12 protein-coding genes are annotated in these 15,597 nt (G+C 61.5%); 6 read left to right on the top strand and 6 right to left on the bottom strand.

Annotation, left to right across the window (positions count from 1 at the left end; genetic code table 11):
- Nucleotides 1–4: 4 nt before the first annotated feature.
- On the bottom strand, nt 5–622 hold the full coding sequence (locus ACIPHM_RS13535) for a PolC-type DNA polymerase III (RefSeq protein WP_400328644.1): 618 nt from the start codon (nt 620–622) through the stop codon (nt 5–7).
- Nucleotides 623–877: 255 nt separating this feature from the next.
- Here ACIPHM_RS13535 and ACIPHM_RS13530 point away from each other — a divergent pair, with 255 nt between their 5' ends.
- Nucleotides 878–1,744 carry an endo alpha-1,4 polygalactosaminidase gene (locus tag ACIPHM_RS13530; RefSeq protein WP_400328641.1) on the top strand — a complete coding sequence of 289 codons (867 nt, stop codon included), beginning with the start codon at nt 878–880 and terminating at the stop codon, nt 1,742–1,744.
- Nucleotides 1,745–2,015: 271 nt separating this feature from the next.
- Here the strand turns inward: ACIPHM_RS13530 and acnB are convergent, their stop codons facing one another.
- Nucleotides 2,016–4,601 (bottom strand): bifunctional aconitate hydratase 2/2-methylisocitrate dehydratase, encoded by a 2,586-nt coding sequence (gene acnB, locus ACIPHM_RS13525; protein ID WP_400328639.1) that lies wholly within the window; start codon nt 4,599–4,601, stop codon nt 2,016–2,018.
- A gap of 230 nt (nt 4,602–4,831) precedes the next feature.
- On the opposite strand from acnB, the gene ACIPHM_RS13520 reads away from it, so the two are divergent.
- The 3 genes from ACIPHM_RS13520 to ACIPHM_RS13510 all read left to right on the top strand — a co-directional run bounded on the left by ACIPHM_RS13520 (nt 4,832) and on the right by ACIPHM_RS13510 (nt 7,105).
- Nucleotides 4,832–5,647 (top strand): YkgJ family cysteine cluster protein, encoded by an 816-nt coding sequence (locus ACIPHM_RS13520; protein WP_400328637.1) that lies wholly within the window; start codon nt 4,832–4,834, stop codon nt 5,645–5,647.
- Between the two features lie 274 nt (nt 5,648–5,921).
- A complete protein-coding gene (locus tag ACIPHM_RS13515; RefSeq protein WP_400328634.1) occupies nt 5,922–6,467 on the top strand; it encodes a sigma-70 family RNA polymerase sigma factor in 546 nt (181 codons plus the stop codon).
- Entirely contained in the window at nt 6,464–7,105 is a 642-nt protein-coding gene (locus tag ACIPHM_RS13510) for a DUF1109 domain-containing protein (RefSeq protein WP_400328631.1), read from the top strand. Before ACIPHM_RS13515 ends, ACIPHM_RS13510 begins: the two co-directional genes overlap by 4 nt.
- A 61-nt stretch (nt 7,106–7,166) precedes the next feature.
- Here ACIPHM_RS13510 and ACIPHM_RS13505 read toward each other — a convergent pair whose 3' ends face one another.
- From ACIPHM_RS13505 to ACIPHM_RS13490, 4 genes are all read right to left on the bottom strand, one after another.
- Nucleotides 7,167–8,225: a helix-turn-helix domain-containing protein gene (locus ACIPHM_RS13505; RefSeq protein WP_400328629.1), complete on the bottom strand. Its 1,059-nt coding sequence runs from the start codon at nt 8,223–8,225 to the stop codon at nt 7,167–7,169.
- Between the two features lie 374 nt (nt 8,226–8,599).
- The gene (locus tag ACIPHM_RS13500; protein WP_400328626.1) at nt 8,600–9,613 is read right to left on the bottom strand and encodes an AI-2E family transporter; all 1,014 of its coding nucleotides are present in this window, start codon (nt 9,611–9,613) and stop codon (nt 8,600–8,602) included.
- Between the two features lie 280 nt (nt 9,614–9,893).
- A complete protein-coding gene (locus ACIPHM_RS13495; RefSeq protein ID WP_400328623.1) occupies nt 9,894–11,462 on the bottom strand; it encodes a DUF1254 domain-containing protein in 1,569 nt (522 codons plus the stop codon).
- A 201-nt stretch (nt 11,463–11,663) separates the two neighbouring features.
- The gene (locus tag ACIPHM_RS13490) at nt 11,664–12,563 is read right to left on the bottom strand and encodes a phosphatase PAP2 family protein (protein ID WP_400328621.1); all 900 of its coding nucleotides are present in this window, start codon (nt 12,561–12,563) and stop codon (nt 11,664–11,666) included.
- Nucleotides 12,564–12,911: 348 nt separating this feature from the next.
- Here ACIPHM_RS13490 and ACIPHM_RS13485 point away from each other — a divergent pair, with 348 nt between their 5' ends.
- Nucleotides 12,912–13,703 carry a winged helix-turn-helix domain-containing protein gene (locus tag ACIPHM_RS13485; RefSeq protein ID WP_400328619.1) on the top strand — a complete coding sequence of 264 codons (792 nt, stop codon included), beginning with the start codon at nt 12,912–12,914 and terminating at the stop codon, nt 13,701–13,703.
- Between the two features lie 114 nt (nt 13,704–13,817).
- On the top strand, nt 13,818–15,572 hold the full coding sequence (locus ACIPHM_RS13480) for a helix-turn-helix domain-containing protein (protein WP_400328616.1): 1,755 nt from the start codon (nt 13,818–13,820) through the stop codon (nt 15,570–15,572).
- Nucleotides 15,573–15,597: the final 25 nt, after the last annotated feature.

The following is a 15,597-nucleotide window of genomic DNA, read 5'->3' as shown; positions in this document are numbered from 1 at the left end:
CCGGTTAGCCGTTGCCCTGTGCGAGTGAGCGCAGCAGCGTCGGCACCTTTTCCTTGCTCGTGGTCTGGACGCGGGAGATAAGCGCGTGATCCACGCGCGTCAGGCCGTAAGTGCGCGCGATGTCGGCGTGCATACGATGCCAGAGGTGCGTGGTCATTTCCGCGTCGACCATGGCCCGGTGAGCGCGGCCGGTTTTCGGGAGGTGAAGCCAATCCGCCAGATTGGAGAGCCGGTGATTCTGCGCATGCGGATAAATCCGTCTGGCGGTCAGCATTGTGCAGGCGAAGGCATGGTCTGCCCTTGCGCCGAGCATGGCGAGTTCGGCCTGCCAGAACCGTTTGTCGAACCCGGCATTGTGGGCGACGACCGGACAGTTGCCGACGAATTGCGCAGCCTCGCGCATCACCCTTGAGGCGGGCGGGGCCGACGCGATCATGTCGTTCGTGATCCCTGTGAGCGCAGCGACATCCGACGGGATACGTCTTCCCGCATTCATCAGGCTTTGATAACGATCGACGATCTGCCCGTCACGCAACAGGATGACGGCGATTTCCGTTGCCCGGTCGCCTTGTGCCGGCGACAGGCCGGTGGTTTCGAAGTCGAGGATCGCTACGGTTTGCATTCCGTCTCTCATGGTTCGTCGTCAGCCGGATCGCCGGCGAGGGCGACGGGCAGCGACATGGTGGATGAACGGTGAGCTCCGGTGAATCGACGTAAGTCACCGTGAGAATTCGCTCGTGATTTTACAGGTCTTCGATACATGCGCAGAAAGTGTGCAGATTCCGCTGAAACTCCATTTTTTGTTCACCGGATCGCGATGCCGTGACGAATACCATCCATGCAGATGCTCGTCGACAACGATAACCACGCACACGTCATGAAAACCATCAAAGTCTTGTCCCGCATCACGACAGCGTTGCTCTGCACGGCGCTGACGGCGCATGCAGGCGCTTCGCCGGCGCCTGCGGCCAACGCTGTCGAGAACCGGGGGAATTCCGCGCTCGCAAGTATTCCGGGGCACTGGGTGCCCGACGTGTCCGACACCTGGCACTGGCAGCTCAAGGGCACGATCGATACCTCGTACGACGTGAAGATCTACGACATCGATCTGTTCGATGTCGACGCCACGACCATCGCAGCGCTCAAGCGTGCCGGTCGCAGAGTCGTCTGCTATTTCTCTGCGGGCAGTTCGGAGGATTGGCGGCCCGACTTTCGTCAGTTCAGGGCCTCGGATATGGGGAAGCGGTTGAACGACTGGAAAGGGGGGCGTTGGCTGGATATCCGCTCCGACAACGTTCGCAAGGTCATGAAGCAACGGCTGGACCGGGCGGTAGCGAAGGGGTGCGACGGTGTCGAGCCCGATAATGTTGACGGTTATGCGAACGACACGGGCTTTGCGCTGACGGCCAAGGATCAACTGGATTTCAACGCTTTCATTGCGAACGAAGCGCATTGGCGCGATCTTGCCGTCGGACTCAAGAACGACGACGGGCAAGTCGCCGCGCTCGAGCCGTGGTTCGACTTCGCCGTCAACGAGAAATGCAGCGCGCAAAGCGTGTGTGACGGATATGCGATCTTCACTTCGAAGAATAAGCCGGTGCTGAACGCCCAGTATGCGCAGCAGTATCGAACGTCCAGCGTGCAGCGAATGCCGTGCGACGCATCGACCAAAGTCAGTTCGCGCACACTCGATCTGGCTGCGGCGCTCAATAACAGCTATCGGCCCAGTTGTTATGACCGATGAACGGGCTTACTTCCTGAAATAGGATTTCTTGCCGCTGTCGGTCTAGCAAAACGTGCCGCCGCGCGGCCCGGTGCAGTGCACAACGCCACGAATAGCAGAGCAAAACGCATCGTTATCCTCATTATTTTATAAACGGATAGTACGACTGGCGTCAGACGCATCAAAGGGATTTGCGTTTGATGATGAAAAAAAGGCGCCGCGAGCTTTGTAGCTGGCGGCGCCTTTTTCATGAAGCTACGGCGCAAACCTCGCGCCGTAGTCCGACAACGATTTACACATTCACCGTATCGGCGACTTCCTTGAAGTCCTGGATCTGGTCGAAGTTCATGTACTTGTAAATCTTGTCGCCGTTGGTGGCGAGCACGCCCATGTCGGCCATGTACTCTTCCTTGGTCGGGATCTTGCCCAGACGTGAGCAGATCGCGGCCAGTTCCGCGGAGCCGAGGTACACGTTCGTGTTCTTGCCCAGACGGTTCGGGAAGTTACGGGTCGACGTCGACATGACCGTAGCACCTTCGCGCACCTGAGCCTGATTGCCCATGCACAGCGAGCAGCCCGGCATTTCGGTACGCGCACCGGCCGTGCCGAACACGCCGTAGTGACCTTCTTCGGTCAACTGCTTCTGGTCCATCTTGGTCGGCGGCGCGACCCACAGCTTGACCGGAATGTCGCGCTTGCCTTCGAGCAGCTTCGACGCCGCGCGGAAGTGACCGATGTTGGTCATGCACGAGCCGATGAACACTTCGTCGATCTTGGCGCCAGCAACGTCCGACAGCGTCTTCACGTCGTCCGGATCGTTCGGGCAGGCCACGATCGGCTCATGGATGTCGGCCAGATCGATTTCGATGACGGCGGCGTACTCGGCGTCGGCATCCGGGGACAGCAGTTGCGGGTCGGCCAGCCACTGTTCCATCGCCGTGATACGGCGTTGCAGGCTGCGCGGATCCTGATAGCCCTGGGCGATCATCCACTTGAGCAGCGTGACGTTGCTGTTCAGGTATTCGATGATCGGGGCCTTGTTCAAATGCACCGTGCAACCGGCGGCCGAGCGCTCTGCAGAGGCGTCCGACAGCTCGAACGCTTGCTCGACCTTCAGATCGGGCAGACCTTCGATTTCGAGAATGCGGCCCGAGAAGATGTTCTTCTTACCTTGCTTGGCGACCGTCAGCATGCCTTGCTTGATGGCATACAGCGGGATCGCGTTGACGAGATCGCGCAGCGTGACGCCCGGTTGCATCTTGCCCTTGAAGCGCACCAGCACCGATTCCGGCATGTCCAGCGGCATCGTGCCGGTGGCGGCGGCGAAGGCGACCAGACCCGAGCCTGCCGGGAAGCTGATGCCGATCGGGAAACGGGTGTGCGAGTCGCCGCCGGTGCCCACGGTGTCGGGCAGCAGCATGCGGTTCAGCCACGAGTGGATCACGCCGTCGCCCGGACGCAGCGCTATGCCGCCACGGTTGCTGATGAAGTTCGGCAGGGTCTGGTGCGTCTTCACGTCCACCGGCTTCGGGTAAGCGGCGGTGTGGCAGAACGACTGCATGACGAGGTCGGCCGAGAAGCCGAGGCAGGCCAGATCCTTGAGTTCGTCGCGGGTCATCGGGCCCGTGGTGTCTTGCGAGCCGACCGAAGTCATCTTGGGTTCGCAGTACGTGCCCGGACGGATGCCCTGACCTTCGGGAAGACCGCAGGCGCGGCCGACCATCTTCTGTGCGAGCGAGAAACCGCGGCCGCTGTCGGCCGGTTGCTGCGCCAGACGGAACAGCGTCGACGGCGCCAGACCCAGCGCTTCACGCGCCTTGGCCGTCAGGCCACGACCGATGATGAGGGGGATGCGGCCGCCGGCGCGCACTTCGTCGAACAGCACGTCGGACTTGACCTGGAATTCGGCGATCACGGCGCCGTTCTTCAGGGCCTTGCCTTCGTACGGACGCAGTTCGACCACGTCACCCATTTCCATCTGCGAAACGTCGAGCTCGATCGGCAGGGCGCCGGCGTCTTCCATCGTGTTGTAGAAGATCGGGGCGATCTTGCTGCCCAGGCACACGCCGCCAAAGCGCTTGTTCGGGATGAACGGGATGTCTTCGCCCGTGAACCACAGCACCGAGTTGGTGGCCGACTTGCGCGAGGAGCCCGTGCCGACCACGTCGCCGACATAAGCGACCAGATGGCCCTTTTCCTTGAGCGACTCAATGAATTTGATCGGACCGCGCTTGCCGTCTTCTTCCGGGGTGATGCCGGGGCGAGCGTTCTTGAGCATTGCCAGGGCATGCAGCGGAATGTCCGGGCGGGTGGTGGCGTCCGGAGCCGGCGACAGGTCGTCGGTGTTGGTTTCGCCAGTGACCTTGAACACCGTGATGGTCAGGCTTTCCGGCACTTCCGGACGGCTCGTGAACCATTCGGCGTCGGCCCAGCTTTGCAGCACGGCGCGCGCGTTGGCGTTGCCCTTGTCGGCGAGTTCCTTGACGTCGTGGAACTGGTCGAACATCAACAGGGTTTTCTTCAGCGCGTCGGCGGCGACGGTGCCGACTTCAGCGTCCGGCAGCAGTTCGATGAGCGGCTGGATGTTGTAGCCGCCGAGCATCGTGCCCAGCAGTTCGGTGGCGCGGGCACGCGAGATCAGCGCGCAGGCGGTTTCGCCCTTGGCAACGGCCGCGAGGAAACCGGCCTTCACGCGGGCGGCTTCGTCCACGCCAGCGGGGACACGGTTGGTGATGAGGTCGAGCAGGGTCTGCTCTTCGCCGGCAGGCGGATTGGTCAGCAGCTCGACCAGTTCGGCGGTCTGCGGTGCCGTCAGCGGCAGGGGAGGAATACCAAGCGCGGCGCGCGCGGCCACGTGAGCACGATAGTTTTCAAGCATGAGGAGACCTGCTGATGTTGCGTTTCGGGGGAGGTTTTCAGGCCTCCAAGGCTTGTTCCAATACTGCTTTTGGCATGATTTTAGTCCCTATGCCAGGTAAGGTCAAATGTCTTATGTCTTATATAAGAGTTGGTGTCGGATGATGTGCGTGGGGCCGTGTGTAACCGGCAGACTGGCCGGAGCGAACTGGCTCTCACCTTCGCATTTCACACTGCCCGTGCGGCTTCCCCATGACATCGGTCCACTCGTCGATCCCCCCACAGATCCACCCGGCTATCCATCATTTCTCCTGCACGATGTGCGGCAAGTGCTGCCACAACCTGCGATTGCCGCTCGACACCGAAGAGGCGCTTCAGTGGCTACGTAGCGGCGGCAAGGTGCAAGTGCTGTGCGAGGCGATTCCGTGGCCGGCCGAACCCGACGCGGCGAATGGATTGGCTGCGTACAAGCACGAGAGGTCCGTCGCGGCAATGAGCGGGGAGTTGCCGGTCAGGGTGGTGATTACCTTTGTGGCGGCGTTCGAGGGAGCGTGCCCCCATTTGCGCGCCGACATGAAGTGCGGTGCGTACGAGACACGCCCTCGCGTGTGCCGGATCTATCCGGCGGAGGTCAATCCCTTCGTCCCGCTCATGCCGCAAGGCAAGGCTTGCCCGCCGGAGGCCTGGTCGACGTCGATGCCGCGCATGATGGTGGACGGGGCGTTGACCGATGCGCAGACGGTGACGCTGGTGAGACGATCACGGCAAGCCGGGATTGAGGACATGGGGCGCAAGGCGCTCATTTGTCAGCATCTGGGCATCTTCGTCGGGGCTTTGGCCAACGAGGGCTTCGCCGTGCATTCGCCGCCCGCCACTGTGCTGGAAGACGCCCTCGCTGTCGTGAACGGGATGGCTATCGACGCCACGCAGATGCAGCAGGAGTGGATCTTCCTCACGAATCGATCCCCCACGCTGGCGGCGCTCCAGGCGGCTGGCGCGCTCGCCATTCGGCCCGGCGACGGCCTGCCCGACACCATCGAGTATCTGGCTTTTCATGGGGACGAATGATTTCCGGAAAAATTTTTTCGTGCGATGTAACCCACGGCGCTCCGTCAACGAACTGGCTTCGATGTGCCGTGACATTCGTTCGCGGGGCTGCCAACTGCCGGAGTGCGCACAGGCCGAGGGCGGCGGACGCAACGGTATAAGATTCCGGGTGTTTTTGGCGCGAGCGGCTTACGTTAATCGATGGCGATATGTCGCGTCGGGCGGGAGGCTTCGCAGGGCGGCAAGCGGCAGGTAGCCGGGAATCGTTTTGTGCTGTGACTCTGGAGGCTGGACCTTGTATTCCGCAGAGCCGCGCCTGAAAGCACTGTTTGTCAGTGGCCTTGCAGGTAATGCGGACGATTACCGATCATTTCTCGTCGATCTGACGCGGCACTTGCGAGGTTATCTTCGCAAGCGGATTCCGCATTTTCGCGAGGACACGGAGGATCTCGTCCAGGAAATCCTGCTAGCGGTGCACAATGCCCGCCACACCTTTCGTCCAGACGAGCCATTGACGGCGTGGGTGCACGCGATTGCCCGATACAAGCTGATGGACTTCTTCAGAACGCATGCCCGTCGCGCGTCGCTCCACGAGCCACTGGACGACCATGAGGACATCTTCGCGTACACGGACGATGAGCCGGCGCAGGCGCGTCGCGATATCGGCAAGTTGCTCGAACGCTTGCCGGACAAGCAGCGGCTTTCGATCCAGCACGTCAAGTTGCAGGGATTATCGATTGCCGAGGCGGCGCATTTGACGGGATTGACCGAGTCGGCGGTGAAAGTGAGCATCCACCGGGGGCTCAAGGCATTGGCGGCATTCGTGAGGGGCGCGATATGAGAACGGACGAACTCGTGAATCTCCTCGCCGCGGGCGATCTCGCGGTGCCGCGCGGCGTGTCGTTGCGGCGCTTCGCGACGGCCGTTGTCATTGCTTTTGCCGGCGCCGTCACGCTCATGCTGGCGATTTACGGCATTCGGCCGGACATCGGCATGGCGGCGCGCACGCCGATTTTCTGGGCAAAAGTGGCGTTTCCGCTATGTCTCGCGCTGGGTTCGACGATTGCGGTCGTTCGACTCTCGCGGCCGTCGAAACGCGTGGGCGTGGGGTTGCCTGTGATCGTGCTGCCGGTGGTTGTCCTTTGGGTGGCTGCGGCGGCGCTGGTGACGATGGCCGTGCCAGAGGCGCGTCAGGGCCTGATCTTCGGGCAGACGTGGCGCTCGTGCCCGTTCAATATCCTGCTGCTCTGCGCGCCGGGATTCGTTGCGATGATCTGGGCGGTGAGGGGACTGGCACCGACACGTCCGCGCCGCGCAGGTGCCGCCGCTGGATTGCTGGCCAGTTCCATCGGCACCCTCGTCTACTGTCTTCACTGTTCTGAAATGAGTCCGGCGTTCTGGGGCGTGTGGTACCTGCTGGGTTTGCTTTTGCCGGCGGCTATCGGTGCGCTGCTCGGGCCGCGATTGCTGCGTTGGTGAGGGTGGGGGGTGGACGGGGGCGTTCAGGCACGAGGGGCGTCAGTCATCTCTGATCCCCTGGTTATCGGCTCCGCCTTTCGCTCCTGACGGTTGCGCTGGCGTTGGGCCGTGCGCTGAAGGCCGCGAAGTGATGGGACAGCGGGCTGGCGTCGTTCATCGTGGGCGCGGCTTGATAGCCCTGTCGGCGCGCGTCGTCCGGCGTCAGGCCGAAGCTGGCGGCGAATGCCTTGCGAAACCTCGTCATGTCCGAGAATCCGTAATCGGACGCGACGCCCGCCGTGGGCCGTGCCGCCCCGGACGGATCGATCAACGCCTTGTACGCCGCATTGAGGCGTTTGTTCCGGATAACCCGAACGATGCCCCCATCGTCGGCAAACGCCCGGTACAAATGCGCGCGCGAGATGCGAAAGCGCTGCATGAGCAGCATCGGCCCGAGTTCCGGATGCGTGAGATGAGTGTCGATGAAGGCCAGCAAGCGCTCGCGCAGGGCGCGGCCGAGCACCGACTTGGGTTCGGCATGCGCGGGCGCTGCCTGAGTGAGCCCGGCGGCGAGCAGTGTGACGAAGGCGTCCTGCACGGCGATATCCTCGCTCGCCGACAAGTGCGCGGATACGTCATGGAGGCCTTGCAGATAGCTCACCAGCAGGCGCGTGAGCGGTCGCCCGGGGGCGAGCACGAAGCCGTGCAGATCGCGCCGTCCGAGGCGTTTGTCGACGCTCGCGCGCGGCACGGTCGTTGCCAACCGGATACCGTCGTCGACGTCGCATGCGTAGGGGCGTGCGAGGTCGATCACGCAGATGCTTCCCGGCGTGGCCTTGACGTCGCGTCCTGCGAAATCGCCGCGAATCGAGCCGGCGGCGACGACATGGATGAGGTAGTCGTCGAGTCCGCTGCGCAAGATGGTTCGGTTGTCGCGAACGTAGCGTTGCGCGTTGAAAGTCGTTGAGCCCAGCGTCATCGCACCCACGGTACGAATCAGCATCGATCCTTCGAGAGGGCCGGCGCGCGAGGCGCTCGATCGCTGGGTTTCGCAGAACGGGCGGGTCACTTCGCGCCAGAAGTCGTCGCGTAGTGACGGCTCGATGGTGTCTGTCGAGATAAGAATGTCCGTGTTTGCCATGATGACTTCCCTTCGTCGCTGGCGGCCATTTTGCGGTGTTTCCCGGGCCACGGCAATCGTCGTGCGGGCGAGCCGTGGCGCCGATGCGTCATGTTCGCAGCTTTGAATTTCCCGTTTGCGCGATTGAGTTCTGGTGCGAGTTGCCGAATGTGGCCGGATCGGTATTGCGAGGGCGGAAGACCGCCAGTAGTCTCGTTGCTAACTACTGCGCAACTCAATTTTTGGGTGGTTGAGGCCGGCGGGTAGTTCTCCCAGCGGTTTACCTCGACCGCAACCCTCCTTGCCCCGGCCCCTTATGGGGCATCGAGCCTGAACCGCCTCTTCGAGAGGCGGTTTTTTTTCGGGCACGAGAATCCGGTCGGCTCAGTCGGCGTTCATTTTCCGTCGGAGGATTGGGCAAGAACCGCGTCGGGCGCACCGTCGTGAGAGATGAGAACCGCCAGCCATCGGCTGCTTTGAAACTGCGCCGCGATCACCATCACGAGCACGGTCAGCGGGGTCGAGAGAATGGCGCCCGGCACGCCCCACACCAGTGTCCAGATCCCCAGTGCGAACAGTCCGACCAGCGGGTCCGTGTTCGTGCTTTTCGCCTGGAGCTTGGGCTGTACGAGATTGTGCGCAATCTGGAAGATGGAAAGGGTGACGATAAACACAGCGAGCGGCACGGTAATCGAATCGCTGTGGATCGCTGCAAACAGCGCGGGCACGACGCTCGCCACGAACGGCCCCACGACTGGCATGAACGCGAGAAGAAACACGGTGACCGACCAGAATGCCGTATTGGGCAGCTGCGCGGCACGGAAGACCAGGGCCGAGATCAGGGCAATGGCAAGGTTGATCGCTGTTTGGGAGATCAGATAAGCCTGCACGCCATGCACGATCTTGTTGAGAACGATGCGCTGGGAATTCGCTCTGGACTCACTCGTCGTGATGCGCAGTATTTTCGGCTCGGTGTTTCGCATCGACCCGAGCAGCATGAACACGAGAAACATCAAGGTCAGAAATGCCGTCGACACGGCGTCTCCCAACCAGGAGGCGAACATGTGTTCCAGCCGGGGGAGATCGATCAATGCGAGAACCGTTGCCAGATCGAATTTTCGCCCGAAGCCGACGCTGGCCGAGCGGATAAGGCGATCGAGCTGCGCGGGGAGGTCGGGCGATTGTTTGATGAGATCGCTGATGCCCTGGAGCGTGATGATGAAGATGCTATAGGCGCTGAAGCCCACAATGGCCGCGGTCGTGACCAGGACCAGCCATTTCGGCGCTCGCGGCAGCAGGCGAACGACCACCGAAACGATGCCCGCGATGAGGATTCGCAGCAGCACGGCGAGAAACAGGGGAATGAGCACCGGGCGTAGGAAATACAGGATTGCCAGACCCGCCGCCACGCCTGTCGTGGTCTGCGCAACAGACGCAGGTGTTGATGTCATGATCGATGTTCTTAACGATAAAGGCAGAAAACGCGCCTTTGATCGCGCGCCCCTCGCCCGCAAGAATATCAGGCTATTTGTTTCGGGGTGATGGCATGGAGGTTGCGTGCTGGCGGCGCTTGCGCAGGGCCGGGCGCGCGAGAGGAAGCAAGGGCCACCTCGCTGTCGGCAGCAGGCGGCCCTTGTCATCTTTCAAATCGTTTCGCGGAGGACTCCGCTCGCTTGCCTGCGCGCGTGATTACTCCAGTTCCTCGATCTCGCCCGGCTTCCAGGTCTTGTCGAACCAGGCGTCAAGCGGGCCATACAGCCGCAGGATCGTGAACCAGCCTTTACCCGGCACCGTCTGCATCCAGTTGGATTCCTTGCCTTTGGGCGGCGTCGGCCCGAAGAACAGATCGACCGACCCGTCGGCGTTGGCGATCAGCTTGTCACGCTTGTCGTTCTTGCTGGGGAACGGCTGCGAGGTCTGCAGCTCGGAGCGGGTCTGCGGATCGTAGAGGACCACTGACCAGAAGTCCTTTGCCGGCACATTTTGAGGAATGCGCAGCCGATAGTACTTTGCCCCGTCCAAAGGCTTACCCGTCGTATCGGCGCTGGCAATCGCATATTGCGAACCCTTGCCGACCAGCTTTGCCGCCATCGCTGGCGTGTTGACGGTGGCGACATAGAAGAAGCTGGTACGGGCGTCGAGGTCGCGACCCGAGCGGCCGTCACCACCCAGCCAGCGATAATCGTCACCGACAAAGCCGGATCGCCATGCGCTATTGGGATACAGCGCGGCGCGCGGATCGCGAGAGCGGAAGCTGATGGCGCGCGCGGTGGCGTTGCCGACGGCGACCGCGTCGGTCAGAATCTTCGTCATCCGTTCGTCGGGCGCGAAGGTCTTGCCCTTGCGAATGCCAATCGAGGCGACAAGCCCGCGCAGTTCAGGATCGATAAAGTCGACGGGTTCTTTCTGGATGACGTGATCGAGTTCTTTAAAGAACTCGAAGTTATTGGCGTGCACCGTGTTGAATGCCTGCTTCGACGAGTTCAGGAACGCCATCTTTGGCGGGTGCTTCGCGAGGCTCAGCGAATAGATCTTGAAGCCTTCGCGGAACATCTTCGACGCCGCGTCCGGCTTGCCGTCCACCAGGAACCCACGCAGGACCACGAAGTTCACATAGGAAGGCGAGCGCGAGATGTAGTAATCGCCACCGTCCTTCACGTCCTTGGGGAGTTTGCCCGTGTAGTCCGGGGGCACGATCAGGTACTTGCCGCCCTTGCCGCGATCCGGCCCCGGCGCGCCCATGTCGACCACGAAGCGGAAGAACGCGTCGTTGACCGTTCCCGGCCCGCTGCCCGGTGGCACTTCGACCACCGTCGGGCCGTCGGTCTGCAAGTCGAGCATGGCGAAGGTGTAGACCGTGTCGGTGTTGGCGGTGAGCAGCAGGGGATTGGAATCGGCCAGTTGATCGTAGATCGTGGCCTGGTTGCTCTTGGTGGCCCCAAGCGCAACGCTTGAGCGACGGATCGCTTCAATGCTCGCGGCAGGCATGAGGTTGAGGAACACTTCCACGCCGCGAAGGAAGTCGAGGTTGTCGTAGGCGAGTTTTGCCGTGTCCTGCGTCGGAATGCCGTCGACAAAGTTAAGCGTGCCTATGCGGGTCGGGACGGTGTCGGGCGTCAGGATCTCCGGCGGGATATAGGTGTTGAAGCCCTTGGTGGGCGCTGCGCCATCAGGCGCTTTTTGCGCGTAGACGCCCTGGGCGCATAGCGTGCCAATCAGCGCGGCGGCAAAGAGGCTTCGGGGACGATTGAAAATCATTCACTTCTCCATCATTGGATCTGCTGCTCCGGAAACGGCTGGCTCGCGCCTTCGTTCGGTGCGTTCTATTCAGATCCACATCGTTTTGTTTTCTTTTGTCTGCGCCGTTATCTGCGCTCGACGCATTGATCGGGGTTGTGGGCGACGCTCAATCTCGGCGAACGGCGCGCGAGAACGTTCGCCTGATCTGTGCTGGATCTGTCATTGCGCCGACAAGGCGGCCTCCTCGGCGGCGCAACTGAGTTCGGACGAAGTGCCCTTCGCGCGCGCGCTTTGCACCTCTTTGCGCGCGGCCTTCACGTCGGCGAGAAATGTCGCATTGCTATGCAGTTTGGCCGCCGTTGCGGCGCCCATGATGCGTCCCGCATCGACATCGCTTTGCCAATGCGCATTGCAGACAACCCGGCTTTGACCGAACGCCAGACCGCGCTTGAGCAGGGCGTCGGCTCTCTCGGGGCTGATCTCGCTCAATACCAGCGCCCAGGCCCAGCCAGCGGCGGTATGTCCCGACGGATAGGAGCCGTCGTTACGCAGCAACGGTTCCTGTTCCGGATAACAGGTCCCTTCGCGATGAACGACGAAGGGACGAGTGCGGTTGTATTTATTCTTGACGCCATAGGTCGACAACCCTGCATCGGTAAGCACTCGCTCCATCAGGTGATAGAGGTGAGGGGTCTTCTTTTCACTGATGTCGACGCCCATGGCGCACGAGAAGTTTTTCGCCGGTTGCGGAAACGCGAGATCTGCGTCCAGACGGGCCAGTTCCGAGCGCGCCTTGCCGCGCAAGGGCACGGTCGCTTCCCTTGCGGCTTCGTCGCGGGCGAGTGCGGCGCTACCTTCGGCGGGCGGCGGTCCGAGCAATTCAAGACTGTCGGGCAAGGCCTTTTGCGGGAGATAGCCGGGGGCTAATTTGAAGTGCGGATCGGTGACTTTCGGACCTTGGACGTTGTCCGAGGCAGTCGCCACTGCGCTGACAATACCCAAAAGTGCGACGCCGAGCGCGGCGCTGATGTTGTAGTTCTGGTGACGCATGGAAATGGATTCTCGATAAGGTTCAATTGAAAACGAATGGCACGTTGCGTAGAGAAACCAATCAGGCACTCGGATCTGTAACGTACGCGATGCTCAAGTTTTTGCGGATTGGACGCTTTATCGCGTGGGCGGATATTTGAAAAAGCAGTCCGAATTTTTGATATGCCGCCCGCTTTGTCGAAGGCACGCACCGGAGGAAAGCGGCCGCCGTGTTGCGGGTGCGCCGGTATGCAAACCAAACCTGCGCAGCCAAGTATCAAAGGCGATCTTCATCCCCAAAATGTATAAAGCGAATCGCCCGAACATCCGGATCGCGCAGATGGACGATCAAACCGGGGGGCGGGGCTCTGTCACGGGCAGACTGAGATTTTTTGCGCGCCAACGTTCGGTTCCGCGCGGGGAGCGGGAGGACAAAGGGTGTTTGCATTGATACTGACTGAGCCGGCGTTTCTCGACGCGCGCACGCCGCCAGTTGCCGGTGCTTCAGGCGGAGACCGCGCCAAGATTGAGGTGCTCGCCCGCTCGATATGGGAAGACGGGCACTATGTTTTAACGTTCAATGCGCTTGAAAAGGCATTGATCGCCATTGAGAAGGGAATTCCCGACGTCGTCATCATTGGCATGCAGGGCGTTCGACGAACCTCGCTCGATCAGATTGAAGTCGTGCATCTGCGTAACCCATCGATTCCACTGCTGGTCGTGGGGGTTCGCATGACGGATCACGAGGTGGTAATGGCGCTCGACGCCGGCGCGAGCGAATGTATCGGCGTGACGTGTCCTCCCTCGGTTTTCCTGGCGCGCTTACGTGCATTGGCTCGCAGGCCGGGTCCGAAAACCGGTCGTCTCACCCGAATCAATATCGGGACTTACGATTTATGCAATACCTTCCGGTCGGTAATCGTGGCGGGGCTTCCTGTTGCGCTGACGGAGCTCGAGTTTGACGTCGCCTGGATGCTGTTTTCCAATTTCGAGAAAACCGTCTCGAGAGAAGTGCTATTGCGCAACGTCTGGCGCCAGAATGTCGAGCGAGACTCACGGCGCGTCGATGTTCTGATTGTCAGGTTGCGCAACAAGCTGAAATTGGCAGCAATGGGCGAGTTGCAGTTGGCCGCCGTGCGCGGGCAGGGATATCGGCTTTTGCGATCGGCATGGCGTCCGAGTGCGGCGCCCCTTTTCCAGGAAAGTTGGCGCGAGACAAAAACGACCTAAATCTGAGACGCAGAGGCGAGTCACGCTTTCCCATGTTGACGATAATGCCTGCACGATCCTCCAGGTGCCGCCCCGGCAAGATCGATCGTGTAGGGGCCAGCCAAAGATGCCTGGATGGCGGTGGTGTGCCGGACAAGGAAGACGAACCTATCGACTTCCCGCCGCGAGAGCGTCTGGCCAGTGTCAACGGGGAGTGCCATGCAATCAAAAACCGATCGTTATGTGCTTGTCGACGGTGGAATTGGCCACATTGCCGGCATCAGGGAAAGCGTGCGCCTGAGCGGCGTGGATCTTCGCGTGGCGCGAAGCATGACGGAAGCCCTGGGCAATTGCGGATCGCATGAATTACCCGGCCTGGTGCTTGTCGGTGTTCGCGATTCGAATGTCGATGCGATTTCCGGATGCCGTGACATGGTGCCGGGACACGAGCCGTCGATCATCGCCTTCGGGCCTGCGCGCGCACCCGCTCTGCGAGTGCTGTGTTTCCGGGCTGGCGCGGTCGACTACATCGACGCAGGCGCATCGCCGAAAGAACTGGACATGCGAATTGGCATGCATCTCAGGACGCGGCTTGAACTCACCGAAGCGCCGACACCTCAAGAAAGTCAGGCGTTCGCCGGGTCGCGCAAGCACGAAATCTATCGTCTGGCCGTGAAATACCTGTCGCAGACCGAGATTGGCAACATTTCGCAGCAGTCGCTGGCCTCGCGTATCGGTGTCTCGGTCGGGCACCTCGACGCTGCTTTTCGAAGCGTTCTGGGTCATAGCGTTGTGCGATTCCTCAAGCGTCGCCGGCTCGATCTTGCCGCGATGTTGCTAACGAGAAGCAACATGAGCGTAACGGCCATCGCCGAACTGTTGGGGTATTCCGACGGTGCCAACTTCGCGACGGCGTTCAAGCTCGACGTGGGGCTGACGCCGTCCGAATACCGAGAACGCGCGGACGATGAATGCCAGCGCGGGGGTGATCTGCCTGAGACGGAATGGCGGGGAGATTCGGGTGTAGCTTACGACGGGAGGAGCTGGTATCCGGGGGGGGGCGCAATGACGAGCACGGTAGCTTTGCCGGTGACGCATTCGTCGCATGCGCCAGGGGTCGCGCTTGGCAGTCATGCGGCCGTACGCTCGACGGTCTGGATTCTGACTGAGAGCGCCGAGGCGTTCGGCGAAATGGTTGACGAACTGCGCGCTCAATTGTTCGACGTGCGCGTGGTGAACGATGGCTGGACGAGCTATTACGAGGCGCTGGTGTCGCCGCCGACGGCCTTCGTGGTCGACGGTGCGCTCTCAGGAATGGATGCAAGCGCATTTTGTTGCCTGGTGAGCGGCTCCCCCCGCCTTCGCGGCGTACCCGTCGTTTATGTGGATACTGCTGCGGCCAGCGAGGCTCGCACCCGTGCGTTGGCTTCCGGCGCGGCCGACTGCATCGTTTTCCCCTTCATGCCGGAGGAGTTGATTGCACGACTGCGGGTCCAACTGCGAATTGTGCGAGGCGGCCGTGGCCCGGTCGAACCCGAAAGAAGCGATCGTGCATGGCGAAGCACACACACCGCAATGACGTTGATCAAGGGTGGCCGGATCGCCGACATGAGCGCCAGAGCGTTGGCGAACGCCGTGGGCGCAAGTCATCGTCGCTTATCGCGCGACTTCAAGGACAAGTTGGGGGTTTCGGCGTCTGAGTATCTGCGGCGAGAAAAGCTGGAGCGGGCGGCATGGTTGCTGCAATACTCCGGCATTTCGGTGACAGATATCGCACGTGAGGTCGGTTTTCGGAGTCCTTGCAATTTCAGCGTCGCTTTCAAGAAGCACACGGACCTGACGCCTTCTCAATTCCGCGCTGTCCGGCAGTCACCCAAGGCCGTCGCGTAGGCGCCCCTTGGCGCCCTTCGCGCAT

Source organism: Pandoraea sp. NPDC087047, assembly GCF_044745225.1.
Lineage (GTDB): Bacteria > Pseudomonadota > Gammaproteobacteria > Burkholderiales > Burkholderiaceae > Pandoraea.
This window is presented reverse-complemented; position numbering and strand designations above follow the sequence as displayed.